The sequence below is a fragment of the Pseudonocardia bannensis genome (assembly GCF_012911875.1).
Lineage (GTDB): Bacteria > Actinomycetota > Actinomycetes > Mycobacteriales > Pseudonocardiaceae > Pseudonocardia > Pseudonocardia bannensis.
Map to the genome: position 1 here is coordinate 48,571 of NZ_JAAXKZ010000009.1, position 23,903 is coordinate 72,473.

At 73.7% G+C, this 23,903-nt stretch carries 25 protein-coding genes and 1 pseudogene; 12 read left to right on the forward strand and 14 right to left on the reverse strand.

Annotated features, from left to right (window positions below):
- Nucleotides 1–122: 122 nt before the first annotated feature.
- The 3 genes from garA to clsA form a co-directional block, all read right to left on the reverse strand.
- Nucleotides 123–578, reverse strand: a complete 456-nt coding sequence (gene garA, locus HF519_RS04420) for a glycogen accumulation regulator GarA (protein WP_169410334.1) — start codon at nucleotides 576–578, stop codon at nucleotides 123–125.
- Nucleotides 579–655: 77 nt separating this feature from the next.
- Nucleotides 656–1,045 carry a glycine cleavage system protein GcvH gene (gene gcvH / locus HF519_RS04425; RefSeq protein ID WP_169410335.1) on the reverse strand — a complete coding sequence of 130 codons (390 nt, stop codon included), beginning with the start codon at nucleotides 1,043–1,045 and terminating at the stop codon, nucleotides 656–658.
- A 21-nt stretch (nucleotides 1,046–1,066) separates the two neighbouring features.
- Nucleotides 1,067–1,708, reverse strand: a complete 642-nt coding sequence (gene clsA / locus HF519_RS04430) for a cardiolipin synthase ClsA (RefSeq protein ID WP_312859894.1) — start codon at nucleotides 1,706–1,708, stop codon at nucleotides 1,067–1,069.
- Nucleotides 1,709–1,798: 90 nt separating this feature from the next.
- On the opposite strand from clsA, the gene HF519_RS04435 reads away from it, so the two are divergent.
- The 4 genes from HF519_RS04435 to HF519_RS04450 are packed head-to-tail and all read left to right on the forward strand — an operon-like array spanning nucleotide 1,799 to nucleotide 6,550.
- Nucleotides 1,799–2,320: an OsmC family protein gene (locus tag HF519_RS04435; protein ID WP_169410336.1), complete on the forward strand. Its 522-nt coding sequence runs from the start codon at nucleotides 1,799–1,801 to the stop codon at nucleotides 2,318–2,320.
- A gap of 56 nt (nucleotides 2,321–2,376) precedes the next feature.
- Complete coding sequence (locus HF519_RS04440; protein WP_169410337.1) at nucleotides 2,377–3,855, forward strand: FAD-binding oxidoreductase; 1,479 nt, start codon at nucleotides 2,377–2,379, stop codon at nucleotides 3,853–3,855.
- A 50-nt stretch (nucleotides 3,856–3,905) separates the two neighbouring features.
- Complete coding sequence (locus HF519_RS04445; RefSeq protein WP_169410338.1) at nucleotides 3,906–5,474, forward strand: acetolactate synthase large subunit; 1,569 nt, start codon at nucleotides 3,906–3,908, stop codon at nucleotides 5,472–5,474.
- Nucleotides 5,474–6,550, forward strand: a complete 1,077-nt coding sequence (locus HF519_RS04450; RefSeq protein WP_169410339.1) for a class I SAM-dependent methyltransferase — start codon at nucleotides 5,474–5,476, stop codon at nucleotides 6,548–6,550. The genes HF519_RS04445 and HF519_RS04450 overlap by 1 nt, the downstream gene beginning before the upstream one ends.
- Nucleotides 6,551–6,643: 93 nt before the next feature.
- Here the strand turns inward: HF519_RS04450 and secD are convergent, their stop codons facing one another.
- A complete protein-coding gene (gene secD, locus HF519_RS04455; RefSeq protein WP_169410340.1) occupies nucleotides 6,644–8,974 on the reverse strand; it encodes a protein translocase subunit SecD in 2,331 nt (776 codons plus the stop codon).
- 150 nt (nucleotides 8,975–9,124) lie between these two features.
- Complete coding sequence (locus HF519_RS04460; protein WP_169410341.1) at nucleotides 9,125–9,559, reverse strand: hypothetical protein; 435 nt, start codon at nucleotides 9,557–9,559, stop codon at nucleotides 9,125–9,127.
- Nucleotides 9,560–9,838: 279 nt separating this feature from the next.
- Between HF519_RS04460 and HF519_RS04465 the strand changes: the two genes are divergently transcribed.
- The 3 genes from HF519_RS04465 to HF519_RS04475 all read left to right on the forward strand — a co-directional run bounded on the left by HF519_RS04465 (nucleotide 9,839) and on the right by HF519_RS04475 (nucleotide 12,757).
- The gene (locus HF519_RS04465) at nucleotides 9,839–10,786 is read left to right on the forward strand and encodes an MEDS domain-containing protein (protein WP_211169529.1); all 948 of its coding nucleotides are present in this window, start codon (nucleotides 9,839–9,841) and stop codon (nucleotides 10,784–10,786) included.
- On the forward strand, nucleotides 10,783–11,739 hold the full coding sequence (locus HF519_RS04470) for an ATP-binding protein (protein ID WP_169410343.1): 957 nt from the start codon (nucleotides 10,783–10,785) through the stop codon (nucleotides 11,737–11,739). The genes HF519_RS04465 and HF519_RS04470 overlap by 4 nt, the downstream gene beginning before the upstream one ends.
- 217 nt (nucleotides 11,740–11,956) lie before the next feature.
- Nucleotides 11,957–12,757 carry an AfsR/SARP family transcriptional regulator gene (locus HF519_RS04475; RefSeq protein WP_169410344.1) on the forward strand — a complete coding sequence of 267 codons (801 nt, stop codon included), beginning with the start codon at nucleotides 11,957–11,959 and terminating at the stop codon, nucleotides 12,755–12,757.
- Between the two features lie 85 nt (nucleotides 12,758–12,842).
- On the opposite strand, the gene HF519_RS04480 is transcribed toward HF519_RS04475, so the two are convergent.
- Complete coding sequence (locus HF519_RS04480) at nucleotides 12,843–13,022, reverse strand: hypothetical protein (protein ID WP_169410345.1); 180 nt, start codon at nucleotides 13,020–13,022, stop codon at nucleotides 12,843–12,845.
- A 103-nt stretch (nucleotides 13,023–13,125) separates the two neighbouring features.
- A complete protein-coding gene (locus HF519_RS04485; RefSeq protein WP_211169530.1) occupies nucleotides 13,126–13,515 on the reverse strand; it encodes an ATP-binding protein in 390 nt (129 codons plus the stop codon).
- A 232-nt stretch (nucleotides 13,516–13,747) separates the two neighbouring features.
- Between HF519_RS04485 and HF519_RS04490 the strand changes: the two genes are divergently transcribed.
- The gene (locus HF519_RS04490) at nucleotides 13,748–14,077 is read left to right on the forward strand and encodes a DUF4235 domain-containing protein (RefSeq protein WP_246242423.1); all 330 of its coding nucleotides are present in this window, start codon (nucleotides 13,748–13,750) and stop codon (nucleotides 14,075–14,077) included.
- Between the two features lie 69 nt (nucleotides 14,078–14,146).
- Here the strand turns inward: HF519_RS04490 and HF519_RS04495 are convergent, their stop codons facing one another.
- Complete coding sequence (locus HF519_RS04495; RefSeq protein ID WP_169410347.1) at nucleotides 14,147–14,941, reverse strand: enoyl-CoA hydratase/isomerase family protein; 795 nt, start codon at nucleotides 14,939–14,941, stop codon at nucleotides 14,147–14,149.
- Entirely contained in the window at nucleotides 14,938–15,774 is an 837-nt protein-coding gene (locus HF519_RS04500) for an SDR family oxidoreductase (protein ID WP_169410348.1), read from the reverse strand. The genes HF519_RS04495 and HF519_RS04500 overlap by 4 nt, the downstream gene beginning before the upstream one ends.
- Before the next feature lie 214 nt (nucleotides 15,775–15,988).
- Between HF519_RS04500 and HF519_RS04505 the strand changes: the two genes are divergently transcribed.
- The gene (locus HF519_RS04505) at nucleotides 15,989–16,564 is read left to right on the forward strand and encodes a PRC-barrel domain-containing protein (protein ID WP_169410349.1); all 576 of its coding nucleotides are present in this window, start codon (nucleotides 15,989–15,991) and stop codon (nucleotides 16,562–16,564) included.
- 20 nt (nucleotides 16,565–16,584) lie between these two features.
- Here HF519_RS04505 and HF519_RS04510 read toward each other — a convergent pair whose 3' ends face one another.
- The 5 genes and pseudogenes from HF519_RS04510 to HF519_RS33200 all read right to left on the reverse strand — a co-directional run bounded on the left by HF519_RS04510 (nucleotide 16,585) and on the right by HF519_RS33200 (nucleotide 20,034).
- Nucleotides 16,585–17,598 carry an ABC transporter substrate-binding protein gene (locus tag HF519_RS04510; protein WP_169410350.1) on the reverse strand — a complete coding sequence of 338 codons (1,014 nt, stop codon included), beginning with the start codon at nucleotides 17,596–17,598 and terminating at the stop codon, nucleotides 16,585–16,587.
- Between the two features lie 32 nt (nucleotides 17,599–17,630).
- Nucleotides 17,631–17,804, reverse strand: coding sequence for a hypothetical protein (locus HF519_RS33195; protein WP_369009228.1), 174 nt, complete (start codon nucleotides 17,802–17,804; stop codon nucleotides 17,631–17,633).
- Nucleotides 17,805–17,929: 125 nt separating this feature from the next.
- Nucleotides 17,930–18,578, reverse strand: a pseudogene (locus tag HF519_RS04515) (2-phospho-L-lactate transferase CofD family protein); the annotation flags it as partial.
- A 4-nt stretch (nucleotides 18,579–18,582) separates the two neighbouring features.
- Complete coding sequence (fgd, locus tag HF519_RS04520; RefSeq protein ID WP_169410352.1) at nucleotides 18,583–19,590, reverse strand: glucose-6-phosphate dehydrogenase (coenzyme-F420); 1,008 nt, start codon at nucleotides 19,588–19,590, stop codon at nucleotides 18,583–18,585.
- Between the two features lie 132 nt (nucleotides 19,591–19,722).
- On the reverse strand, nucleotides 19,723–20,034 hold the full coding sequence (locus HF519_RS33200) for an ATP-binding protein (RefSeq protein ID WP_369009229.1): 312 nt from the start codon (nucleotides 20,032–20,034) through the stop codon (nucleotides 19,723–19,725).
- Nucleotides 20,035–20,215: 181 nt separating this feature from the next.
- On the opposite strand from HF519_RS33200, the gene HF519_RS04525 reads away from it, so the two are divergent.
- The 3 genes from HF519_RS04525 (at nucleotide 20,216) to recQ (ending at nucleotide 23,822) form a co-directional block, all read left to right on the forward strand.
- Nucleotides 20,216–21,091 (forward strand): polysaccharide lyase family 20 protein, encoded by an 876-nt coding sequence (locus tag HF519_RS04525; RefSeq protein ID WP_169410353.1) that lies wholly within the window; start codon nucleotides 20,216–20,218, stop codon nucleotides 21,089–21,091.
- A 173-nt stretch (nucleotides 21,092–21,264) separates the two neighbouring features.
- Nucleotides 21,265–21,906, forward strand: coding sequence for a DUF2071 domain-containing protein (locus HF519_RS04530; RefSeq protein WP_211169531.1), 642 nt, complete (start codon nucleotides 21,265–21,267; stop codon nucleotides 21,904–21,906).
- 68 nt (nucleotides 21,907–21,974) lie between these two features.
- Nucleotides 21,975–23,822, forward strand: coding sequence for a DNA helicase RecQ (gene recQ / locus HF519_RS04535; RefSeq protein WP_169410354.1), 1,848 nt, complete (start codon nucleotides 21,975–21,977; stop codon nucleotides 23,820–23,822).
- Nucleotides 23,823–23,903: the final 81 nt, after the last annotated feature.

Consider the following 23,903-nt stretch of genomic DNA (forward strand, 5'->3'; position numbering starts at 1 on the left):
CGATCCGGGCTGATCTGATCGTCGCTGGCCCCAGGCGGCGTCTGACCCCCCCGACGCTACACGGGCCATCTCGACCGCGCGCGCCTCCGGACGGGCAGTTCGCGGCCGAATCGTGGACGCGGTCAGCCGCGGCCCGCACCGGGCTCGCGCGGTCCGGTCAGGAAGACCAGCCGGAACTTGCCGATCTGGACCTCGTCACCGTTGGCCAGGACCGCGGTGTCCACCGGCTCACGGTTGACGTAGGTGCCGTTCAGGCTGCCCACGTCGACGACGACGAACTCGCCGGAGTCCCGCCGGAACTCGGCGTGCCGGCGAGAGACCGTCACGTCGTCGAGGAAGATGTCGCTGTCGGGGTGGCGCCCGGCGCTCGTGGTGGAGCGGTCGAGCAGGAAGCGGGAGCCTGCGTTGGGCCCGCGCTTGACCACCAGCAGCGCCGAGCCGGGGGGCAGCGCGTCGACACCGGAGACCGGCTGCTCCTGCACCGGCTGCTCGGCATCGGCGAGGAAATCAGCCCGGAAGACCGACGTGGTCTCCGGACTACGCTCCGGCGGAACGCCGGGCCCGTCGTTCGTGGTCACCTCGGGGTCTCCTCCTGCGGTGTGGGGATGCTGGCCCGGTCTGCGAACCGCCGCTCAACCTACCGTGCGGCGCGAGATCAGGACTGATCGGTCAGCTCACGGTATGCCGCCGCGTCGAGCAGGTCGCCGACCTGGGCTGACGCGTCGTCGCTGAGCCGCAGCTCCACGATCCAACCGGCGTCGTACGCGCCCGAATTGATCAGCTCGGGGCTGCTCTCGAGCGCTTCGTTGACGGCCACGACCTCGCCGCTCAGCGGGGCGTAGATGTCCGAGACGGACTTGGTGGACTCGACCTCGCCGAAGGCGTCACCGGCGGCGAAACGAGCGCCGACGGCCGGAAGCTGGACGAAGACGACGTCGCCCAGTTGTTCCTGGGCGTGATCGGTGATGCCGATCCGGACGACACCGTCGCCCAGTTCCCGCACCCATTCGTGCGCTTCGGTGTATCGGAGGTCGTCTGGGATCACGGCGGGGAGCCTAGCCCGATCTCACCGGGCGTCGCGGCGGGGCTGCGCCTCGGAGCGGTCGCGCGGCAGGGGTGGTGCGACCGGGGTCCGCATGGCCAGCACGAACTGCACCAGGTAGAGCGCCCCGGACCACAGGTACAGCGTGACCCCCCACGCGGCGAACGCGTAGCCGAACGGCCGCGCCAGCTCCGCGAACCATCCCTGGCCCTGGCCCAGCAGCAGCAGCGGGAACGCGTAGAGCAGCTGGAAGGTGGCGGCCTTGCCCATGTAGGTCACGACGAACGGGCCGAAGCCGCGGCGGCGCAGCAGCGGCAGGCACAGGGCGAGCACCAGGTCACGGGCGACGAGCACGGACACCACCCACCACGGGACGATCTCCCGGACGCCCAGCGCGACCAGCGCGGCCAGGATGTAGAGCCGGTCCGCAGCGGGGTCGAGCAGCGCGCCGAGCCGGCTGTACTGGCCGAGCAGGCGGGCCAGTTTGCCGTCCAGCCAGTCGGTGAGCCCGCCGACCATCAGCACCGCGATCGCCCAGCCGTCCGCGCGCGGCCCGAGCAGCAGGTAGAGGACCAGCGGTACGCCCGCCAGCCGGAGCACGCTGAGCAGGTTGGGGATCGTCAGCACCCGGTCGGTTCCGGCCTGCGGTGTCGGCGCCTGGGCCACGCGGAGCAGCCTACGGCGCCCCCCGACGGGGCCTCGCGGGCGACCACCGACCGGGTGCGGGCGGGCGGTCGGGACGGCACGATGTCGGCCATGGATGCTTCGGCGCTCAAGGATCTGCAGGCTCCGCTCAAGGCGCGCTACCGGGAGGATCCGGGGTCGGCGCTGGTCACCCTGACCGCGGACGGCGAGCTCGACGGCACCGGGGTGGCCTGCCGCGTGCGTACCGCGACCGCGCTGGCCGAGGCCGGACTGCACCCGGCCACCGGGGGTGACGGCACCCAGCTGTGCTCGGGCGACATGCTGCTCGAGGCGCTCGTGGCCTGCGCCGGGGTGACGCTGCGGGCCGTGGCGGCCGCGCTCGGACTGGAGGTGGCCGGCACCGTCCACGCCGAGGGGGATCTCGACTTCCGCGGCACCCTCGGCGTCGACAAGGAGGCCCCGGTCGGGTTCCGCGACATCCGGCTGAGCTTCGACCTGCAGACCTCGGCCGACGCCGAGCAGGTCGCGACCCTGGTCAAGCTCACCGAGCGGTACTGCGTCGTGCTGCAGACGATCCGGTCCTCGCCGTCGACGGCGGTCGCGGTCCATGTGTCCGGCGGAGCGCCGGCCTGACCCGCCCCGCGTCACGGGTGTCCCCGCCGAGCCGCCGGCGACGGTAGGTTCCCGGCATGGGGAGCGAAGCCGCTGGTTCCGAGGTCGCCGGGTCCGCTGTCGGATCAGCCGCCGGGTCCGCGGTCGGCTCCACCGCCGGCCGGGCCACCGATCCGTCGGTGCTCGACGCGCTCGCCGCGGTGGTGGGGGCGGACCACGTGGCGGCGGGCGCGAGCGTCGCCGAGGACTACGCCCACGACGAGGCGCTGTCCATCGCGGCCCAGCCCCCCGCCGCGGTGGTCCGCCCGGGCAGCACCGCCGAGGTGGCGGCGATCCTGCGGCTGGCCGCCGAGCACCGACTCCCCGTCACCGCACGCGGCACCGGGACCGGTCTCTCCGGCGCGTCGATCCCTCGTCCCGACGGTCTGGTGGTGTCGTTCGAGCGGATGAACCGGATCCTCGAGATCGACACCGAGAACCACGTCGCCGTCGTCCAGCCCGGCGTCACGCTGGCCGATCTCGACGAGGCGACGGCCGCGCACGGCCTGAGCTATCCCGTCTACCCCGGGGAGTACGGCGCGAGCCTCGGCGGCAACGTCGCCACCAACGCGGGCGGGATGCGCGCGGTCCGCTACGGCGTGACCCGCCAGCAGGTCCAGGGCCTGGAGGCCGTGCTGCCCTCCGGCGAGGTGCTGCGCACCGGCGGCAAGCTCGCCAAGGCCAGCACCGGTTACGACCTCACCCAGTTGATCGTCGGCTCCGAGGGCACGCTCGCGCTCGTCACCGAGGCCACCCTGCGGCTCTACCCCCGCCACCCGCACCAGGCGACCGTGCTGGCCCCGTTCACCGGCGTCGACGAGGTCGCGGCCGCCGTGCCCCGGATCGTCGCCTCCGGCATCGGCCCGCTGATCCTCGAGTACATCGACGCGCTGACCATGGGCGCGATCACCCACGCGCAGGACCTCGACCTGGGCGTCCCGGACCAGGTCCGCGAGTCCGCCCAGGCCTACCTGCTGGTGATGCTGGAGAACGCCACCCCCGACCGGCTCGAGGAGGACACCGAGCGGCTCGGGGAGCACCTGGTGTCGCTGGGCGCCGTCGACACGTACGTGCTGCCCGGGCCGGCCGCCCGCCGTCTCGTCGACGCCCGGGAGAAGGCGTTCTGGACCGCGAAGGCGATCGGCGCCCAGGACATCGTCGACGTCGTGGTGCCGCGAGCGGCGATCCCGGAGTTCCTGCGCCGGGCCCGGGAGATCGCCGAGCGGCACGGCTCGTTCGTGGCCGGTTGCGGGCACGCCGGGGACGGCAACGTGCACCTGTCGGTCTTCGAGACCGACCCGGACGTGCGCTACCGGCTGCTGCGCGAGCTGTTCGAGGCGGGCATGAAGCTCGGCGGGCTGATCTCCGGCGAACACGGCGTGGGCCGGACCAAGAAGCGGTACTTCACCGAGCTCACCGACCCGGTGACCCTCGACCTGATGCGCCGCATCAAGCAGGCGTTCGACCCGGCCGGGATCCTCAACCCCGGCGTCCTGCTCGACCCCGTGAGTGGATGACGCCGTTCTGACGGCATCGTCCACTCACGAGCACGACGAAGGAGTGCAGCATGAACGGAGCCCAGGCGCTGATCCGCACGCTCACCGGCGGCGGGGTGGACATCTGCTTCGCCAACCCGGGTACCTCGGAGATGCACTTCGTGGCCGCGCTCGACGCGGTGCCACGGATGCGCGGCGTCCTGACCCTGTTCGAGGGGGTGGCCACGGGCGCGGCCGACGGGTACGCGCGGATGGCCGGCCGGCCCGCCGCGACCCTGCTGCACCTCGGCCCGGGGTTGGGCAACGGCCTGGCCAATCTGCACAACGCCCGCCGGGCGGGGGTGCCGGTCGTCAACGTCGTGGGTGACCACGCCACGTTCCACAAGCAGTACGACGCGCCGCTCGAATCCGACATCGACGCGATCGCCGGCGCCGTGTCCGGCTGGGTGCGGCGCAGTACGAGCGCCGCCGACGTCGGCCCGGACGCAGCCGCCGCGATTGCCGCCGCGTCCGGCCCGCCCGGGCAGGTCGCGACCCTGATCCTGCCGGCCGACGTCTCCTGGTCCGAGCGGGACGCGGCGCCCGGTGAGTGCCCGGAGCCCCCGCATCCCCTCGGCCGCGGCACCCTCGACGCCGACACCCTCGAGGCCGCCGCGAAGGCTCTCGGGTCCGGCGAGCCCTGCCTGGTCCTCGTCGGCGGGGAGGCCACTCGTGAGCCGGGCCTGGTCGCCGCCGCCCGGATCGCCGCGGCGACCGGGGCGAAGCTGCTGGCCGAGACGTTCCCGACCCGCTTCGAACGCGGCGCCGGGGTCCCCGCGGTGGACCGGCTCGGCTACCTGGCGGACATGGCGATCCACCAGCTCAGCGGGATCAAGCACCTGGTCCTGGCCGGTGCGAGACCGCCGGTGACGTTCTTCGGCTACCCGAACAAGCCCAGCGACCTGGTGCCCGAGGGCTGCCAGGTGTACCCGGTGGCGGCTCGCGAGGGCGCTGCTCTCGCCGCGCTCGAGGCCCTCGCCGACCTCGTGGCACCGGGCACCGAGGCCCCGCTCGCACCGGCCGCCCGGCCCGCGCTGCCCACCGGTCCGCTGACCGTGGAGACCGCCGCCGCCGTGGTCGGGGCGCTGCTGCCCGAGGGCGCGATCGTCGTCGACGAGGCGATCACCTCCGGCCTCGGTCTCCCCGGTGCCACCGCGGGAGCCCCGCGGCACGACTGGCTGACCCTGACGGGCGGCTCCATCGGCTACGGGCTGCCCGCGGCCACCGGCGCGGCCGTCGCCTGCCCGGACCGACCGGTGTGGTGTCTGCAGGCCGACGGCAGCGCGATGTACACGATCTCCGCGCTGTGGACGCACGCCCGCGAGGGGCTCGACATCACAACGGTGATCTACAACAACTCCGCGTACGCGATCCTGCGGATGGAGCTGATGCAGGTCGGGGCGAGCGAGTCGGGCGAACGGGCCCGGGCGCTCTTCGACCTCGGCGGCCCCCGGCTCGACTTCGTGCAGATCGCCTCCGGCATGGGCGTGCCGGCGGTGCGGGCGAGCACCGCCGAGGAACTCGCGGACGCGCTGCGCCGGGCCCAGGCCGAGCCGGGTCCGCACCTGATCGAGGCGATCGTCCCCTCGCTGGTGCCCTGATGACCGACCATGCCGAGCACGTCCCGGAGATCAGCGCCGACCAGCAGGTCGGCCGGATCTTCGGCTGGCGCCGGGGTTTCGACGTCACCTGGCTGCTGGCGATCGGGCTGCGCAGCGGGATCGTGCACACCCTCGCCGCGCACCCCGGGCTGACGGCCGCGGAGCTGGCCGACCGGCTCGCACTGCACCCGCCCTACACCGCGGCGTGGTGCCGCACGGCGCACGGGTTCGCCGTCCTCGACCTCGACCGGCCGGACGGCCCGAGCGGCGGCGCTCCCGGCTACCGGCTCGCGCCGCACCTGGACACGATCCTCACCGACCCGTCCGATCCGCGGTACCTCGCCGGCTACGTGCTGCTGGGCGCCGAGGTCGCGACCCGCGACTTCGAGGCCACCACGGACGCGATGCGGACCGGCGCCGTGCTGCCGTTCCAGGGCCGCGGCGACGGTTTCGCGCGGCTGGTCGCCGAGGCCACCCGCGGACTGCAGACGATGACCGCGCACGGGATCCTGCCCAAGCTCCCGGGCGTCGCCGAGGTGCTCGACGCCGGTGGCACCGTGCTGGAGGTCGGCTGCGGAACCGGCAACCTGCTCATCGCGATGGCCGGCCGGTTCCCCGGGGCCCGCCTGGTCGGGGTGGACATCGATTCCGACTCCTTGGCCGCGGCCGCGGAGAAGGTCGCCGCGGCGGGGTACGCCGACCGGGTCTCGGTGCACGCCGGCCGGGTCGCCGACGCCGTGCCCGACGGCGTCGACGTCGTGGTGCTGGTCGAGGTGCTCCACGAGATCGCCCCGGCCCTGCGCCCCGGGGTGATGGCGGAGGCCGCGGCCGCGCTGCGCCCGGGCGGATGGCTCGTGATCGTGGACGAGACCTACCCCTCGACGCCGGAGCAGGCACGCGAGCCGGAGTACCGGTTCCCGTTGATGACCGGGTTCGAGGAGCTGCTCTGGGGCAACGTGCTCCCGACCCGCGAGGAGCAGGAGGAACTGCTGCGCGGGGCCGGGCTGACCGGGCCGGTCGACCGTCGCCTCGTGGGCGAGGGGTTCACCGTGCTGACGACGGCCAAGCCGGCCTGAGCGGTCCGACCGGCCCACCGCCGAGTTCGACATCAGCCGGTCTCGAGCCGGCGTCGAGCAGCCCGGTCGGACTCGGTGGGCGCGGTGTGGCGGTCACACCACCGCGCCGTTGCCCTCCCGCACCCGTGCCGGCTTGCGGTTCGGCCGACCGGCTCCGGGCCACCGCCGGTCGATCAGGACGGCCAGTGGCGCGGCCAGCGTGATCGTGGACAGCGTCCCGGCGATCAGGCCGACGAGCAACGCGAAGGCGAGGTCGGTCAGCGCCCCGCCACCGAAGAGCAGCAGCGCGACCAGCACGAACGCCACACCGGCACCGGTCGCGACGGTCCGCGGCAGCGTCTGGATCACCGCCGCTGCGGCGACCCGGACGAACGGTTCGGTGCGCCGCTGCCCCCGCATCTCCCGGACCCGGTCGAACACCACCACCGAATCGTTCACCGAGTAGCCGATCGTGGTCAGCGCGGCGGCCAGGAAGATCCCGTCGACCGGCCGGCCGAACCAGGACATGGCTCCGATCAGCACCGCGGAGTCCGCGACCAGGGCCATCACCGTGGCGGCTCCGAGCCGCCAGTCGAACCGGACGGCCAGGTAGACCAGCTGGGCCGCGATGGCCAGCGCCAGCGCGAGCAGAGCCTGCCGGGCCAGTTCCCGGCCGAGGCTCGGCCCGACCAGCTCGTCGCGGACCGCGGTGATGTCCGCGACCCCCAGCACCCCGGCCACGGCCGCGTCGATCCCGGCCCGTTCGGCCTCGTCGATCGGTGGTGTGCGCACGTCGAGGCCCGCGTCGGACAGGCTGACCACGGCCCGGTCCTCCCCCGCGTCCGCCAGCGCCGTGCGGACGAGCTCCGGATCCAGATCGGCCGGTACCTGCTCGTAGGAGAGCAGCCGCCCGCCGGTGAACTCGATGCCCAGGTCCAGTCCACGCACCAGCGGCCCGGCGAGGCCGAGCACGGCCACGGCCGCCGAGATCGCCACCCAGCGGGCCGGCAGCCGGTACAGCGCGTCCGGCAGCCCGGGTCGCGCGTTCAGCGCCCGCCGCACCCGCCCCGGACCGTCGAGCCCCGACCAGCGGGGACGGCGCGACAGCGGACCCGACGTGACCAGCAGGCGCAGCAGCACGCCCGTCAGCACCAGGGCGCTGAACAGTGACACCACGACACCGACGGCCAGTGTGACCCCGAAGCCGCGGACCGGTCCGGCGGCGAGCCAGACCAGCAGCCCGGCGGCGATGAGGGTGGTGGCGCCCGCGTCCGCGATCGCGGAGAACGCCCCGCGGAACCCGCCGTCGACGACGCGGCGCAGCCGGCCCTCGCGGCCCTTCTTCGTCGACGGTTGCGCGGCCCAGTCCTCGCGGGCGCGTTCGAAGACGAGCACGTTCGCGTCGACCGCCATGCCGACGGCCAGCACGAAGCCCGCCAGGCCCGGCAGGGTCACGGTGGCGCCGAGGCCGAGCAGCGCCGCCGCGGAGATCAGGCCGTAGCCGGCCAGGGCGAGCAGCGCGACCGCGCCGGCGGCCTTGTACATGATCAGCAGGAACACGCCGGTGGCGGCCGCGCCGAGGGCGACCGCCTGGACGCTCGCCTCGATGGCGGCGGCGCCGAGCGTCGGGCCGACGGTCCGCTGCTCGATGATCTCGACCGGGACCGGCAGCGACCCGCCGCGGATCAGGATGGCCAGCTCACGGGCCTCGTCGGCGGAGAACTGGCCGGTGATCTGGGTGCGGCCGCCCGGGATCCCGGCCCCGCACGAGATCGTCTCGACCATCCCCGGGGACGAGATGACGGTCCCGTCCAGCACGATCGCGACCCGCCGGGCGGGGTCCCCCGGCGCGGCACACGCGGCCTGCGCGGTGACCTGCTGCCAGGTCGGCGCGGCATCGGAGGAGAAGGTGATGTCCACGAACGAGCCGGGTCCGGCCATCGGGTCCCGGCCCGGAGTGGCGTCGGTGATGCCGGCGCCGGTCAGCGCCGCCGGGGCGAGCTGCAGCAGGTTCCCCGCCTCGTCGGGCAGCTCGTTCGCCGCCGGGGGTGGCGAGCCCGGCATCAGCGCCGGGTCCGGGCGCGCCGACTGGACGGGGTGGATGGTCAGCTGCGCGGTGCGGCCGAGCACCTCGGCCGCCTCGGCCGGATCGGTGACGCCGGGCAGCTCGACGACGATCCGGTCGTCGCCGGCGCGGACCAGAACCGGCTCGGCGACACCGAGGCTGTCGACCCGTCCGCGCAGCACCTCGAGCGTCGCGTCGGTGTCCTCGACGGTGGCCGGGTTGGCCTCGTCCCCGGCCTGCAGGGTGAACTGGGTCCCGCCCCGGAGGTCGAGACCCAGGCGCGGGTCGATGGTGAACAGGGCAGCGGCGGCGGCACCGAGCACGAGCAGGCACAGCAGTGCCCGGGACGCGACGGCACGCCACGGCGATTCGCGTGACACAGGGGTTTCCTCAGAGGGGTGCGGGGCTCCGGTTCGGAGCGGGCGAACGGCGAGCGACCGGCGTCACGGTGTTGGGAGAAGGCGATCGAACGAGGACCGACCGTCGGTCAGGGAGTCGACCGGGGTGATCGGGCACCGCCGCCGGAGGTGTTAGAAGCCGGCCGCGACCGGGGGCGCCCGGCCCCGGCGGGCGGTACCGCGGAACGAACCGCGGTGGCCCGGGCGGGCGACGGCCACCACCCCGAGGGGCACCAGACAGGCCGGTACGGCCGCGACCGCGAGCACCACGAGCAGCGGCAGCAGCACGACCGCGCGGGGCTCGGGGGACGGCACCGACCGCAGCTTGCTGCGCTCGCCCAGGGCCGTGGCCAGCGTCCGGACCGGTGTCGCCACGCCGGCGAACGGGGTGGGCTCCCGCTCCGCCGGGGCGGTCGCCGTCGTCGTCGGGACCGGGTCCGAGATCCGCGCCGGCGGCAGCGCGGCGAGCACGAGGAGCAGCAGCGTGGCCAGGGCGATCGGCGCCATCCGACGGGCGCCGCGCAACCGCCCGTACGGCGGCCCGGCACCGAGCCCGATCCGTCGCATCCGCCCTCCCGGCCGCGACCCTACCGACCGCCGGTAACGCCCCGAGCTCGCTGGACCGTTCGGCGGTCGAGATGCTCGGGCGGACGGGTGATTTGCACATCCACCGTGCGCGCTACCTCCCTCGTCGGCGCACACCGTCCGTTCATCGCGAATGATCGGCGCTTCGGCGCGAGATAGGCCGTTCGACGGCGGTGCTCATTGCCTAAACCGCCCTACAGTGGTGTTCGGCGTAACACAGAGCTTCCGGTTGGGTGCGCAGTGGTCAGATCGACGGAGGAGATGACACCCGGCGATCACGTGTGCGCGTTCCCGGTCAGCGACGAGCAGCTCTGGGAGATCTCGGCCGAGTTCGTGGCCGCCGGTCTCGCCCGCAACGAGCAGGTCTACTACTTCGACGACGGCACCGCGAGCTCGGTGCTCGGCAGGCTCGCCGACGACCGGGTGCCGCTCGCGCAGCCGTTGCGCACCGGTCAGCTGGCGATCGTGCCGTCCGATGTGACCCGGCAGGTGTTCCGCACCCCGGTCGCCGCGGTCCAGCAGATGTTCGCGGAGCGGATCGAGGCGTCCGTCGCCGAGGGATACGCCGGATTGCGGATAACCGGACAGATGAGCTACGGCGCCGCCCGCCCCGTCGGCATCGGACTGACCGAGTACGACGCCGGCCTGGACGCCGTCGTCCGGGGCCGGCCGGCCATCGCGCTGTGCCTCTACGACCGGCGCCGCTACACCGATGCGCAGATCGAGGAGATGCGCGACGTGCATCGGGACGAACTCAGCGCCCCGAGCGCCTACGACGACGGCCTGCTGCGCATCACCCGCACCGGGCTCACCACCGCGCGGATGGCGGGCGAGGTCGACCACAGCAACCGTCCGATGATCACCCGGTTGCTGGAGACCACCCTCGACGACGCCCTGCGCTCGCATTCCGCGTCCACGGACATCGAGCTCAACCTGGCGTCCCTGCGCTTCATGGACGTGGCCGGAGCGGTGAGCCTGGTGCACGCCGCGGAGGCCTTCCCCAGCACGCACCGGCTGGTGCTGACCGGGGTACGGCCCCGGATCGTGCGGGTGCTCGACCGCTGCGGCGCCCCGTTCGCCGCCCAGCTGTCCGTCCGGGAGTTCGAACCGGAACGCGACCGTCTGCCCCTCGTGATCACCGCCGACACCCGCGACGACGTGCTGGTCGATGCCTTCGGCAGCACGGAACCGCTGCGGGAAGCGCGATGAGGGTCGAGACGACCCGGGTCGCGACGCCGGTCCGGCTGCGGCACGCGGTGGGGTTCCACTCGTCCACCGACGATCTGGTGGGTCAGATGGTGCCGCTGGTCACCGCGGCCCTGGACCGGGGCGAGCCGGTCGCCCTGGCCGTCGGCCCGACCACCGAGCGGGCCCTGCACGACGCCCTCGGCGGCTCGGCCGGTCTGATCGGGCTGTCCGAACCAGACACGGTCACGCGCGGGTCCGGGCAGACCATGGCGGCCCGCCGGGCCCGGGAGCTGCGTGAACTGACCGCCGGCGCCGTCCCCGTCACCGTCGTCTCGGAGCACAACAGCCGCCTCGACGGCTTCGACGGCCGCTACTGGACCGAGTGGGACGCGGCGGTGAACGTGGCGATGGGCGAGCTCCCGGTCAGCCTCATCTGCTTCTACCCGGAGCTGCCACTGCACCTGGAGATCCTCGACGGCGCGCGGCGCAACCACCCGCTCGTGCTCGCCGGGGGCGAGCTCCGGCACAACCCCGAACACCGGTGCCCGCGTGACGTGCTGCGCTCCACCCCCGCCGCCGCCCCGATGCTGCTCGGTCCCCCGGACCGGGCCCTCACCTACACGGCGTGGCAGCTCCACGAGGTGCGCCGCGCGGTGGAGCACCTGGTCACGGAGGCCGGATCCTTCGAAGAGAGCCGGATCGAGGACATCGTGCTCGCGGTGAACGAGGTGGCGACCAACGCGGTCGAACACGGCACCAGCGAGGCGCAGATCGCACTGTGGATCTGCGAGGAGGGGCTGGTCTGCGAGGTGCACGACGGGGGCGACCTGACCGAGCCGCTGCCCGGGCTGTGCGCGCCGCACCCGTCCGATCCCCGTGGGCGCGGCGTGTGGATCGCACGCCAGTTGTGCGACGTGCTCCACGTCTGGCGCAATGCCGACGGCACCCACGTCCGAATGCATGCAGCCTCGTGAGTTAATATCGACACAGCGTCACCCGGTCAGCCGTGCGTGCGGCGGAACAGTGACGAAACAGCCCCTTGGCAAGCCGTGTGCGGCGGAGAACACTCGCTGGCGGACTCGGGCCCATGAGGCTTGCTGACGAGTCAATAGCGATCCACCACCTGCGGGGACACCCATGCCTGACGATCAGCGACGATCTCGCACGCCAGGGCCACTGCATCGAGTAACGGTGCTGGGCTCCTTCACGCTCGTCCGGGACGGCACCACCGTGCCGCTGGCCGTGGACGCCCGGCGAGTGGTCGCCTACCTGGCGGTGCACCCCCGACCGCAGCCCCGGGCCGCGCTGGCCGCCGATCTGTGGCCGGGCACCCCCTCCGATGCCGCATCCCGGCTGCTGGACGAGGCCGTCGAGGCGATCGGCGTGCCGGGTCTGCTCGCCGACGAGCTCGACGGCCAGCTGGCCCTGGGGTCCGATGTCCAGGTCGATCTCGCCGAGGCGATGGCGCTGGTCCGCGCACTGCCCGAGCATCCTGCACCCGGGCCGTCCGAGGTCGGCCTGCTGCGTGCCGACATCCTGCCCTCCTGGACCTCGTCGTGGATCGCCGTGGAGCGTGAGCGGTTCAGGCAGTTGCGGCTGTACGCCCTCGAGGAGCTGAGCCTGCGGCTGATCGCCGCCGCCCGGCACGACGACGCGATCAGGATCGCGCAGATCGCGGTCGCGGCCGCACCGAGCCGGGAGAGCGCCCGCCGTGCGCTCATCGAGGCGCACCTCGCGCAAGGCAACATCGCCGCGGCCGTGGCCGAGTACGACGAGTACCGGGAGCTGCTGCGGTCCAGCGTGGGCGGTCCGGTCGCGACCGCGTTGGACACCGTCCTGCCGCCTTCCCCGGCGTGGCCGGCCGTGCGCGGTTTCCGCCGACCGGTGCAACGTTCGGCGGTGGCCCTGCCCGGGCTGCGGTCCATCCGCAACGCCCCCACCGCGGCGCGGCGGCTGGTGACCGGCGGCTCGATCACCGGGCCGGGCCGCTGACCCGCTGCTCCACAGCTACGTTCCCGGGGCCCGGTGGCCGATTCGGCCGCCGGGCTCTCGTGTGTCCGGAGCCGTGTTCCGGGGGTCACCGGTTCCGATGGTCGCCCCGACGGCGCAGTACCCACGTGATGTCGACGAGGGCGAAGACCGCGAGGACGGCGAGGACGACACCGAAGAAAGGGAGCCCCCAGGAGAATGCGAACCCGGCGGCCGTGACCAGCGTCGCCGCCGTCGCGGCGGCGAGCCAGATCCGCAGGGTCAGCATGCGACGCTCCTCGTCCGGTCCGGAGGGGCCCGCGTGGGATGCGGGACGGGGGACGGCGGCCATGGGTGCCACGTACCCGATCATCGGTCCGGCGAACCGCCGGCTATCCGGCGAGCGCGATCTCGAAGCATGCCTGGGTGCCCACGCCGGTCGCGGAGATGACGACGTTCTCGGCGAGCTGGTGGATGAGCGCCAGCCCGCGGCCGCGGTAGCCGGTGGCCACCGGCGCCGGGCGCCAGCGCCCGTGGTCGGCGACCCGGGCGGCGATCACGGGATGAGGATTCGTACTGCCCCGGGGCCGCACCTCGAGATCGATCTCGAGCAGCCCGGGCGCCCGCCCGCGGTAGGCGTGTTCGATGCTGTTCGCCGCGGCCTCTCCGACCGCCAGCTGCAGGTCGACGAGGACGTCGGCCGGAACGCCGATGTCCTCGGCCCAGTCGCTGATCGACGCCCGTATGTGGGTCAGCTCGCGAGGGTCTGCCCGGTGCCGCAACCGCAGGGATCGGGTGCCGCCGATGTCGACGCATGTCCGGTCGCGTGCGTCTCGGTGTTCTTCCGGGCCGTACCGGCTCACGGCGGTGGCCTCCCAGAACCGCACATCATCCCCCCGTTCCACTCAGAGCCCGATGCCGGCAGATATCCCGATCGTGGTGGCGGCCAAACACGCCGCGCCCGCCGGATCACGGGACCGTGTCGATCGAGAGTCCGTTGGGTACGTGCCCGTCATGGGTGTTGGGAAGAAGAAGGCTCGTGACGGCGAGATGACCGGCCCGCTGAAGATCGCCTACAAGCCGGTCGGCCTGCTGTCCGGGGTGGTCGGCGGGATCCTGGCGAGCCAGGTCTTCGCGCTGATCTGGAAGCAGGTCTCGGATGAGGACGAGACGCCGGCTCCACTGTCGGAGGACTACAGCACCCGCGAGGTGTTGTTCGCCGCGGCGCTGCAGGGCGCGGTGTTCGGGCTGATCAAGGCCGCGGTCGACCGGTACGGCATGAAGTGGTTCCGGCGGTTCATGGACAAGCCGCGACCGCCGTCGTCCGCGGTGGTGACGCCGTAGAGGCCGGATGCCGGGCCACCGCTGCCGGATCGCGCTCGCGGCAGCGGGGGCCTGGCATCCGCCGCGGCGTCAGCCGTGGAACCGCGGCGCCCGCTTGCCCACGAACGCCGCCAGACCCTCGGCACCCTCCGGACCCGCCGCGCTCGCCGAGATCGACGCCGCCTCGGCGTCGAGCTGGGTGGCGAGATCATTGTCCCACGTGGCGGCGAGCAGCCGTTTGATCCGGCCCAGCGCCGCCGTCGGCCCCTGGGCCACCCGGTAGGCCGTCCGCGCGGCCTCGGCCACGACGTCGGAGTCCTCGACGACGGCGGTGAAGATCCCCGCCGCACACGCGGTCTCGGCGTCGAGAACCTGGTCGGTGAGCAGGATGTGCCGGGCCCGGCCGGCACCGACGATGCGCGGCAGGGTCCAGCTCATCCCACCGTCCGGGGAGAACCCGATGCCCGGGTAGGCCGGGCGGATCTTCGTCGACCGCCCGGCGACGGCCAGATCCGTCGCGCAGACGATGCTCATCCCCGCGCCGGCCGCCCAGCCGGGGACTCCGGCGACGGTGGGGACCGGGCAGTTCACCAGCGCCTGCACGAACACGTGGAACGTGTCGGCCAGCGTGCGGACGTAGCCGCCCCGGTCCGGCGCCGACTCGAACGCCCGGACGTCGCCGCCGGTGCAGAAGCTCGCGCCGTCGCTGGTCAGCAGGACCGCGCCGACGCCGTCGGGGTCCGCCGGGTCGGCGGCCGCGAGGTCGGCGAGCGCGGGGCCGACCTCGGCCAGCGCTTCACCGTCGAGCGTCCCGTGCCTGCCACGGGCGATCCGGCAGCGCAGGACCCGCCCGTCGCGGCTGATCGCCGGGCCGTCCCCGCTCATGACGGGTCCACGAAGAAGTCGAGCTCGGGGTCGTCGCCGCCACCGTACGGCGACAGGTCGGTGATCCCGTCCTCCGCCAGCACGTCGATGTCGATGAAGGTCCGGCCGGTCACGTGCGCCGGACGGGACAGCACGGCGACCGCCGCGTCGGCCATGATCTCCGGGGTGCGGGACCGGGCCGCGGCCTGCTCGCCACCCAGCAGGTTGATCACGGCGGCGGTGGCGATGGTGGTCTGCGGCCACAAGCAGTTGGCCGCGATTCCCGCGTCCGCGAACTCGGCCGCCCAGCCCAGGGTCAGCAGGGACATGCCGTACTTCGACAGCATGTACGCCGGGAACCTGCCCAGCCAGTGCGGGGCCAGGTTGATCGGCGGGGACAGCGTCAGGATCCGGGCGTGGTCGGACGCGCGCAGGTGCGGCAGCGCGGTGCTGGTCAGCAGGAACGTGCCGCGCGAGTTGATCTGCTGCATCAGGTCGTAGCGCTTGGGCGTGAGGTCGGCGGTGCCCGCGGTGTTCAGCGCGCTGGCGTTGTTCACCACGATGTCGATGCCGCCGAAGTGCTCGGCCGCGGTGGCCACGGCGCGAGCGACGTCCTCCTCCTTGCGCACGTCGCCGACGACGGCGACGGCCTTGCCCCCGGCGGCTTCGATCTCCTCGACCGCGGTGTGCACGGTGCCGGGAAGCCGCGGGTCGGGCTGGTCGGTCTTGGCCAGCAGGGCCACGTTCGCACCGTGCCGCCCTGCCGCCACCGCGATGGCCAGGCCGATCCCGCGGCTACCCCCCGACATGATGATCGTGCGGCCCTGCAGGGCCCCCGGGTCGGACTGCGTCATCTCGCTCCCTCCGCCGGGGCGGCGGTGCCCCGTTCCACCGGGAGACTAGGGGCCACGCGCTCTAGCAGTCAGAACTGACTGCTGTGATCTGCGCCGGTGCCGCCGTCCGACGGATCGGGCCGAAAGGGGTTTGGGACGGCTCAGTGGTGTCACACCGCACTGCCGCCGCTCCGACCAGCGCACCGGCGGCCGAGCCGATCATCAGGAGACCGCGATGACGCAACCTCCCGAATGGGCCGCCTACCAGGGCCGTCCGCTCTACGACCAGGACGATGTCGTCATCGGCATCATCGAGGACTTCTACAGCGACCGCGACGGCGGCGAGGCCGTGTGGGTCCTCGTCGTCCCCGGGGAGCGGGGAACGGCACAGTCGTTCGTGCCGCTGCGCGATGCCCGAGCCCGCGGTGCGGACCTGCAGGTCTCCGTCAGCGGGCACGAGACCCGCGACGCGCCGACGATCCAGCCCGGCGGGGAACTGTCGGGCGCGGAGGAGCAACGGCTCTACCAGCACTACGACATGCCCTATCCCGCCCAGGACACGCCGGCCACCGGTACTCCTGCCGGCGGCACCCCTGCCGGCGGCACCACTGACACGGCCACCGGTGGCCCTCCGGCCGGTGACACCGCGGCGGCCGGCGCCGCGAGCGAGCCCGGCCGCGAGCCGGCGGGCTCCGGTGACCAGCCGCAGCGGCACCGGCCGAGCCTGCTCCGCCGGCTGCTCGGCCTCGACCGCGACACCAGCCGGGAGGAGGTCGCCCAGCCCCGGCAGAAGGTGGAGAGGACGGTGTAGGCGCGACGCGGACCCGCGGCTCAGGACCCCCCGATCCGCGGTGTCGCCTGCGCCCGGTCGGCGGGGGCGACCACGCGACGGCGCCCGTCCTGCCACTGCACCGTGAGGACCCGGTGGCCGACCTGCCGGCCGGCCGCCGGGTCGAGCCGGAACCGGTCGAACAACGTCGTGCAGTCCAGCGCCCGGGCGGCGGCGAGCAGCGCGTCGTCGGCGGGGCCGCCCGCGTCGCGCAGGCAGCGCGCCGCGACGAGCCCGGCCGCGAACGCCTGGGCGGCCGGGTAGGGCGGATCGTCCCCGGTCGCGGCTCGGTAGGCGGCGGTGAACTCCGCCACCGGCGGGCCCTCGTCGGGGTGCGCCGGCGCCGTGTCCGGGAGCCACTGGGCCGGACCGAAGAGTCCCTCGCGGCGGTCGCCGAGCCCGGCGAGCACCTCGTCCACGCCGGCGCCGACGAACGCCGCGGCCCGCCAGCGGCCCGGCAGCAGAGCCTCGGCCGCAGCCCGCTCCTCGGCGAATCCGCCGGCGACGAGCAGCAGCCGCGACGGGCCGTCCGGGGCCGGATCGGGCCCGCCGGCGGACGGCACCGGGGGTAGCCCGGCGGGCAGCAGCGCCCGGTCGACCGGCCGCCCGGTGCGGGCGGCCTCGGCGACCACCCCTTCGGCCACGGCGCGACCGAACCCGGTGTCGCCGTGACGGAGCACCACGGCCACCCCGGGGACGAGGCGCAGCACCCCCACCAGGTAGTCCTCCGCCGCGGCCAGGACCGGGACGAGGTTCGGCGCGTCGGCCCGGGCGCCGCCGTGGTTCCACAGCAGGCGATCGGTGCGGACCGCGACCGCACGGGTGGGGCCGCTGCCGTAGGGCCCGAACAGCAGGTCCGGCCGGTCCCGCTCGGCGGCGCGCACCGCCGCGTCCGGGTCGGGGTGGACGTCGTGCACGGTCAGGTCGACCGGCCCGTACCGATCCGACGCCCACAGCGCCCACAGCCGCAGCGCGGCGGCGCCGGCGAGGCCGTAACCGGCCAGCGGCCCGGACATCGGGGTGACCAGTGACGCCCGGAGCGCTCGGCTCAGGTCGGCACCCCCAGCACGGTGTCGACCAGCGTCGCGGGCGGGGCGCCGCCGTGCAGCAGGGTGGGCGCCAGGATCGGCGTCGGTCCGTGGGCGGCGACGTCCCCGGCCTCGGCCGCATCGGCGGTGTCGAGCACGAACCGCTCGCACAGCCCCGCGTAGAGCCCCGCCACTCCGCTCGCGGTGGCCGGTAGCCCCGCCGCGGCGAGCAGCGCGGCCCGGCTGTCGGCGCGTTTGCGCTCACCGGGTCGGTGATCGGGACCCCGGACACGATCGGGCGGACCGCCACCGTGCGGCCGGCCGCCGCGCGCAGAACATCGCGGACGCCGGGCAGTGCCAGGATCGGGCCCGGGCTCGCGGTCGGGTTGCTCGGCCCGAGCTCGACCACGTCGGCGCCGGCGATCGCGTCGAGCACCCGGGGCCCCGGTGCCCGCCGACCTCTCGTAGCGCACCCCCCGAACCGGCACCGCCGCGTGGTGGCGCACGAGGAACTCCTCGCAGTGCAGGTCGACGCCGTCGTCGGTGGTGACCCGGGTGGCCACCTCCGCCTCGGTCATCGGCAGCACGCGCGCGGTGACGCCCATCGCCGCGGCCGGTGCCGCGGTGACCGAGGTCGGCCGCGCGCCGGCACGCAGCAATCCGGTACGCCGCAGGTGCGTGGACAGGTCGAGATCGCCGAGGTCGGACCAGACGTCCTCGCCGAGCCCACGCAGCGCGGTCGTGCACCGCCGGCTCTCCCCGCGCACACCCCAGCCGCGGTCGGCGTCCTGGCGGCCCGACAGGGCGTACAGCGTCGTGTCGAGGCCGGGACAGACGCGCACCCCGTGGATCCACAGATCGCCGGCGGTGTTGACGACGAGCGTCAGGCTCGGCTCCTCGACCACGGCGGCCGGCGCCCGCCGCAGCCGGGAGGCCCCGAGGCCTCCGCCGAGCCCGACAACCCGCACCCGATCAGCCGGTCAGCGCGCGCAACCGGGGCAGCACGTCCTCGGAGAACTGGGTCAGGAACCGCTCCTGGTCATGGCCCGGTCCGTGCATGACGAGGTGGTTGAGTCCCGCGTCGACGTAGGGCTTGATCTGGGCGACCGCGTCGTCGGGGTCCGAGGCGACGATCCAGCGCTTGGCGACCTGCTCGATCGGCAGCTCGTCGGCGAGGCGCTCCATCTCCTCGGCGGAGGTCACGCTGTGCTTCTGCTCCGGGGTCAGTGACAGCGGCGCCCAGAACCGGGTGTTCTCCAGCGCCAGGTCGGGGTCGCGGTCGTAGGAGATCTTGATCTCGATCATCCTGTCGATCTGCTCCGGATCGCGCCCGGCGGCCTCGGCGCCCTCCTTCACCGCCGGCATCAGCTTCTCGGTGTAGAGGTCCATCCCCTTGCCCGAGGTGCAGATGAACCCGTCCCCGGCCCGGCCCGCGTACTTGGCGACCACCGGACCGCCGGCCGCGATGTAGATCGGAACCGGGGTCTCGGGCCGGTCGTAGATCTTGGCGTTGACGGTCTGGTAGTACTGCCCGTCGAAGGTGACGTTGTCGGAGGTCCACAGCTCGCGGATCAGCGCCACCGCCTCCCGCAACCGTGCGAAGCGCTCCTTGAACTCGGGCCACTCCATGCCCGACACGGCGATCTCGTTGAGCGCCTCCCCGGTGCCCACCCCGAGCATGACCCGGTTCTCGTAGAGCAGCCCCATCGTGGCGAAGGCCTGCGCGATCACCGCCGGGTTGTAGCGGAACGTCGGCGTCAGCACGCTGGTGCCCAGCTGGACGCGCGAGGTGCGCTCCCCCACCGCCGCCATCCAGGCCAGGGCGAACGGCGCATGCCCGCCGTTCGCCCGCCACGGCAGGAAGTGGTCGGACACCACCGCGCTGTCCAGCCCCACCTCCTCGGCGCGCACCGAGTACTCCACCAGATCCCGCGGTCCGAACTGCTCCGCCGAAGCCTTGTAGCCGATCTTCAGGCTCACGTTCGCGTCCTCCTGCATCGATCGTCGCCGCGCCTTGCGGGCGGCCACGCACACCCTGCTACACCCGGAACCCCGAGCACAGCTCTCGCGATCATTCCGGTCTCGCGGGTCCGGGGTCGATCGTGGCGCTCGTCACTGTCCGGGTCCCGGCAGCACGACCTCGACCGAGGTTCCCTCCCCCGCCACGCTGCACACCTGCAATCGGCCGCCGATGGCCTCGGTGAGCCCGCGCGCGAGGACCAGGCCCAGCCCGGTGCCCCGGCGCGCCTGCGGCTCGGTACCGGGGCGCGTCGGATCGCCGTTCTCGAGGCCGTCGCGCCCAGCCGGTCGAACGGCACGAACAGCCGGCCCAGCAGGGCGGCCGGGATGCCCGGGCCGTCGTCGACGACGCGGATCCCGACCTCCCCCGTGCCCGGGAAGATCGTGTCGGGTCCGGTCGATCACGGCGCGGTCGGCACCCCTGCGGCGGGCCCGGGCCCGCCCGGGCGGCGTGCGACGAGCCCCCCTCGGTCACCGAGGTCTCGATCAACTCGATGATCGAATGGTGTATCGAAATCGGTCCGGCGGGGAAGACGATGATGATCGCGGCGGTGAGACCGCGGCCTGCTGACCCGGGAGGTTCGCGTTGCGCGTCCGTGCCACGGTTCCGCTGTTCGTCGCGCTCGCGCTCGCCCTCAGCGGCTGCGCCGCCGTGGCGCCCCAGGTCGCCATCGAGCACACCGCCGCCACGCACGACCTGCACGCCCGCACGCTGCCCGACCTCGCGCGGATCGAGGCCGACATCGAGATCGGCGCCGGGGCCGCCCCCGCTCCGGCGGCCGCGGTACCGGTCGGGTCGCGGGTCCTGTTCGTCGGCGGTTACGACACCGGCGACTTCCGCCAGTGGGCCACCTGCCAATGGCGGAACTACAACGCCTCGTGCGCCCGCTGGGGTCAGACCTCCTACGCGGCAACGGTGCGCAACGACGGCCCCGGCCACGAGACCGCGGCCCGGTTCGAGGTCCGGCGCGGTGACATCCCGCCGTTCGGCGGCGGGGAGCGGGCCGAGGTGTCGGCCAACGGCCTCGCCGGGCCCACGGTTCGCGAGGGCGACGAGCGCTGGTACGAGTTCTCGCTGAAGTTCGATGCGACCTACCGGCCGCCGACGAAGGGAGGCTACTCGATCGTGATGCAGTGGCACTCCGGTTCGGGCTCGCCGCCCCTGCACCTCGACGTCGACGACCGGGGCCGGCTGCTGGTCTGGCATCCGTGGGACAACCCGTCGGTCATCGGGCCGATCGACGCGGGGCGCTGGCACAGCTACGTGGTGCACGCGAAGTTCAGCCGCAGCGCCATGGTCGGGTTCGTCGAGGTGTGGCGGGACGGCCGGATCGCCGTGCCGAAGCGCTATCGGGCGAACATGACCTCCGCCTCCAACTACCTGAAGATGGGCCTCTACCGCGACATCGAGCAGCACACCCAGGTCGTCTGGCACGACGGGCTGCGGATCACCGCCCCCTGAACCGCCGGCCGCCGAGGCCGGACGGCCGTGGCGAGCGCCGCTCGTCGGCGACGTTCCGCCAGGCCGCGACCGCGCAGACGGCACCCTGATCCCATGACGATCACCGGGCGCCTGCCCGAGCCGGTCGGCACCGTCGCGCTCCGGCTGCGCCGGCCGCGGCTGCCGCGCCAGGAGTGGCGCGATATCGCGTTCCGGCACTGGGCCCGTGGAGCCGGACCGCATCGCCCGGTTCCTGCCTCCCGGACCGGCCGAACACCTTCGGCGGCCGCGCCTACGTCGGGCTGATCCCGTTCCGGATGCTCGACAGCGCATTCGCCCACGGCCCCGCGGTGCCGTGGGCGGGGACGTTCCTCGAGACCAACGTGCGGCTCGACTCCGTCGACGCCACGGGCCGTCGCGGGATCGTGTTCCTCGGCCTGGACACCGACCGGTCGGTCGTCGTCGCCGGCGCCCGGGCGATCCTCGGTCTGCCCTACCGGTGGGCCCGGATGCGACACCACACCCGGGGACCCGAGCGCACCTACACCGCCCGGCTACCGTGGCCGGGCGTGCGGGCGCGCAGCCGGATCGTCGTCCGCGCGGGCGACCCGGCCGCACCCACGGCGCTGGACGCGTCCCTGACCGCGCTGGGGCCTGCACGTCGCCCACCTGGGACGCACCTGGTACGTCCCCGACCCCCACCCCACCTGGCCCCTGCGCCCGGCAACGTGGAGCGGCCTGACCCGGGGCGGTTGCGTGCGAGCTCATCGACCGCGCACCGGCGCCGAGGACGCCCTCGGTCACCGTCGCTGCACGCCGGGCTCCGTGGCGGCTGACCGGGCCCCGTCGCATCGCATCGCCGGTTCAGCCACGAGCACGGGCACGATCCTCGTAGGATCGCCGGGTGGCTCCCCCGCAGACCCGTCCCGAGACGAGCGACGCGGTACAGGTGCTCAACCGCGTCTTCGGCTACGACTCGTTCCGCGGCAACCAGCAGGAGATCATCGAGCTCGTCTGCGCCGGCGGGGACGCCCTGGTGCTGATGCCGACCGGTGGTGGCAAGTCGCTGTGCTACCAGATCCCCGCCCTCGTGCGCGACGGCGTCGGGGTCGTCATCTCGCCGCTCATCGCGCTCATGCAGGACCAGGTCGACGCCTTGAGAGCGCTCGGGGTGCGGGCCGGGTTCCTCAACTCCACGCAGGACCCGCAGGCACGTCACGAGGTCGAGTCCGCGTTCCTCGCCGGCGAGCTGGACCTGCTCTACCTGGCGCCCGAACGGCTGCGGGTGCCCTCGACGCTGCGGCTGCTCGACCGCGGCACGATCGCGCTGTTCGCCATTGACGAGGCGCACTGCGTGGCGCAGTGGGGCCACGACTTCCGGCCCGACTACCTCGCCCTCTCCGAGCTGCACGAGCGCTGGCCGGCGGTGCCGCGCATCGCGCTGACCGCCACGGCCACCGAGGCCACCCACGCCGAGATCGCCACCCGGCTGGACCTGACCGGGGCCCGCCACTTCGTGGCGAGCTTCGACCGGCCCAACATCCAGTACCGCATCGCCCCGAAGAACGAGCCACGCCGGCAGTTGCTGGAGCTGATCCGCACCGAGCACCCCGGCGACGCCGGCATCGTCTACTGCCTGTCCCGCAGGTCGGTGGAGCAGACCGCCGAGTTCCTGGCGGCGCAGGGCTTCACCGCGCTGCCCTACCACGCGGGCCTCGACGCGCGGACCCGCGCCACGAACCAGGCCCGCTTCCTGCGCGAGGACGGCCTGATCGTGGTCGCGACGATCGCCTTCGGCATGGGCATCGACAAACCCGACGTGCGGTTCGTCGCGCACCTGGACCTGCCGAAGTCCGTCGAGGGCTACTACCAGGAGACCGGCCGGGCCGGACGCGACGGGCTCCCGTCCACCGCCTGGCTCGCCTACGGACTCGCCGACGTCGTGCAGCAACGCAAGATGATCGACGACTCCGACGGCGACCTCGCGCACCGTCGCAGGCTGTCCGCGCATCTCGACGCGATGCTGGCGCTCTGCGAAACGGTCCAGTGCCGCCGGGTCCAGCTGCTCGCCTACTTCGGCCAGCGGGGCGAGCCCTGCGGCAACTGCGACACCTGCCTGACCCCACCCGAGTCGTGGGACGGCACGATCGCGGCGCAGAAGGTGCTGTCCACGGTGTTCCGGCTCGACCGCGAGCGCCACCAGCGCTTCGGCGCGGGGCAGATCATCGACATCCTGCTCGGCAAGCACACCGCCAAGGTCTCCCAGTTCGACCACGACCGGCTCACGGTGTTCGGCGTCGGGACCGAGCTGCGCGAGGGCGAGTGGCGCGGCGTGATCCGCCAGCTGCTGGCCCAGGGCCTGCTCGCGGTCGAGGGCACCTACCAGACCCTCGCGCTCACCGAGGCCAGCGGTGACGTGCTGCGCAGCAAGCGGCAGGTCATGCTGCGGCGCGATCCCGAGCGGCCGGTGAAGGCGAGATCCGCCCGGTCGGCCCGCACCGCACCCGTCGACCTGCCCGCGGCGGCCGCGCCGGTGTTCGAGCAGCTCCGCGCCTGGCGGGCCGCCGCCGCCAAGGAGCAGGGCGTACCCGCCTACGTGATCTTCCACGACGCGACCCTGCGCCAGATCGCGGCCACGACCCCCTCGAGCCTCACCGAACTCGGCGCGATCAGTGGCGTGGGCGAGAACAAGCTGGCCAAGTACGGCCAGCAGATCCTCGACACCCTCGCCACCTCGGCTCCCGACACGTAGCGGACCACCGCCCCCGGCGTTCGCCGTCGGTCGAGCACCACGCGCGCGTTGTCCCACCTGCGCGCAGGCTCGGACGCGCGC

Excerpts from the sequence above, each read along its gene's own strand:
- HF519_RS04500 (WP_169410348.1), bottom strand. The coding sequence starts at position 15,774 with ATGACGCAGTCCGACCCGGGGGCCCTGCAGGGCCGCACGATCATCATG.
- HF519_RS04490 (WP_246242423.1), top strand. The coding sequence starts at position 13,748 with ATGGGTGTTGGGAAGAAGAAGGCTCGTGACGGCGAGATGACCGGCCCG.
- HF519_RS04440 (WP_169410337.1), top strand. The coding sequence starts at position 2,377 with ATGGGGAGCGAAGCCGCTGGTTCCGAGGTCGCCGGGTCCGCTGTCGGA.
- HF519_RS04450 (WP_169410339.1), top strand. The coding sequence starts at position 5,474 with ATGACCGACCATGCCGAGCACGTCCCGGAGATCAGCGCCGACCAGCAG.
- HF519_RS04465 (WP_211169529.1), top strand. The coding sequence starts at position 9,839 with ATGACACCCGGCGATCACGTGTGCGCGTTCCCGGTCAGCGACGAGCAG.
- HF519_RS04445 (WP_169410338.1), top strand. The coding sequence starts at position 3,906 with ATGAACGGAGCCCAGGCGCTGATCCGCACGCTCACCGGCGGCGGGGTG.
- HF519_RS04470 (WP_169410343.1), top strand. The coding sequence starts at position 10,783 with ATGAGGGTCGAGACGACCCGGGTCGCGACGCCGGTCCGGCTGCGGCAC.
- HF519_RS04510 (WP_169410350.1), bottom strand. The coding sequence starts at position 17,598 with ATGTCCGGGCCGCTGGCCGGTTACGGCCTCGCCGGCGCCGCCGCGCTG.
- HF519_RS04495 (WP_169410347.1), bottom strand. The coding sequence starts at position 14,941 with ATGAGCGGGGACGGCCCGGCGATCAGCCGCGACGGGCGGGTCCTGCGC.
- HF519_RS04480 (WP_169410345.1), bottom strand. The coding sequence starts at position 13,022 with ATGCTGACCCTGCGGATCTGGCTCGCCGCCGCGACGGCGGCGACGCTG.
- HF519_RS04505 (WP_169410349.1), top strand. The coding sequence starts at position 15,989 with ATGACGCAACCTCCCGAATGGGCCGCCTACCAGGGCCGTCCGCTCTAC.
- HF519_RS04435 (WP_169410336.1), top strand. The coding sequence starts at position 1,799 with ATGGATGCTTCGGCGCTCAAGGATCTGCAGGCTCCGCTCAAGGCGCGC.
- HF519_RS04460 (WP_169410341.1), bottom strand. The coding sequence starts at position 9,559 with ATGCGACGGATCGGGCTCGGTGCCGGGCCGCCGTACGGGCGGTTGCGC.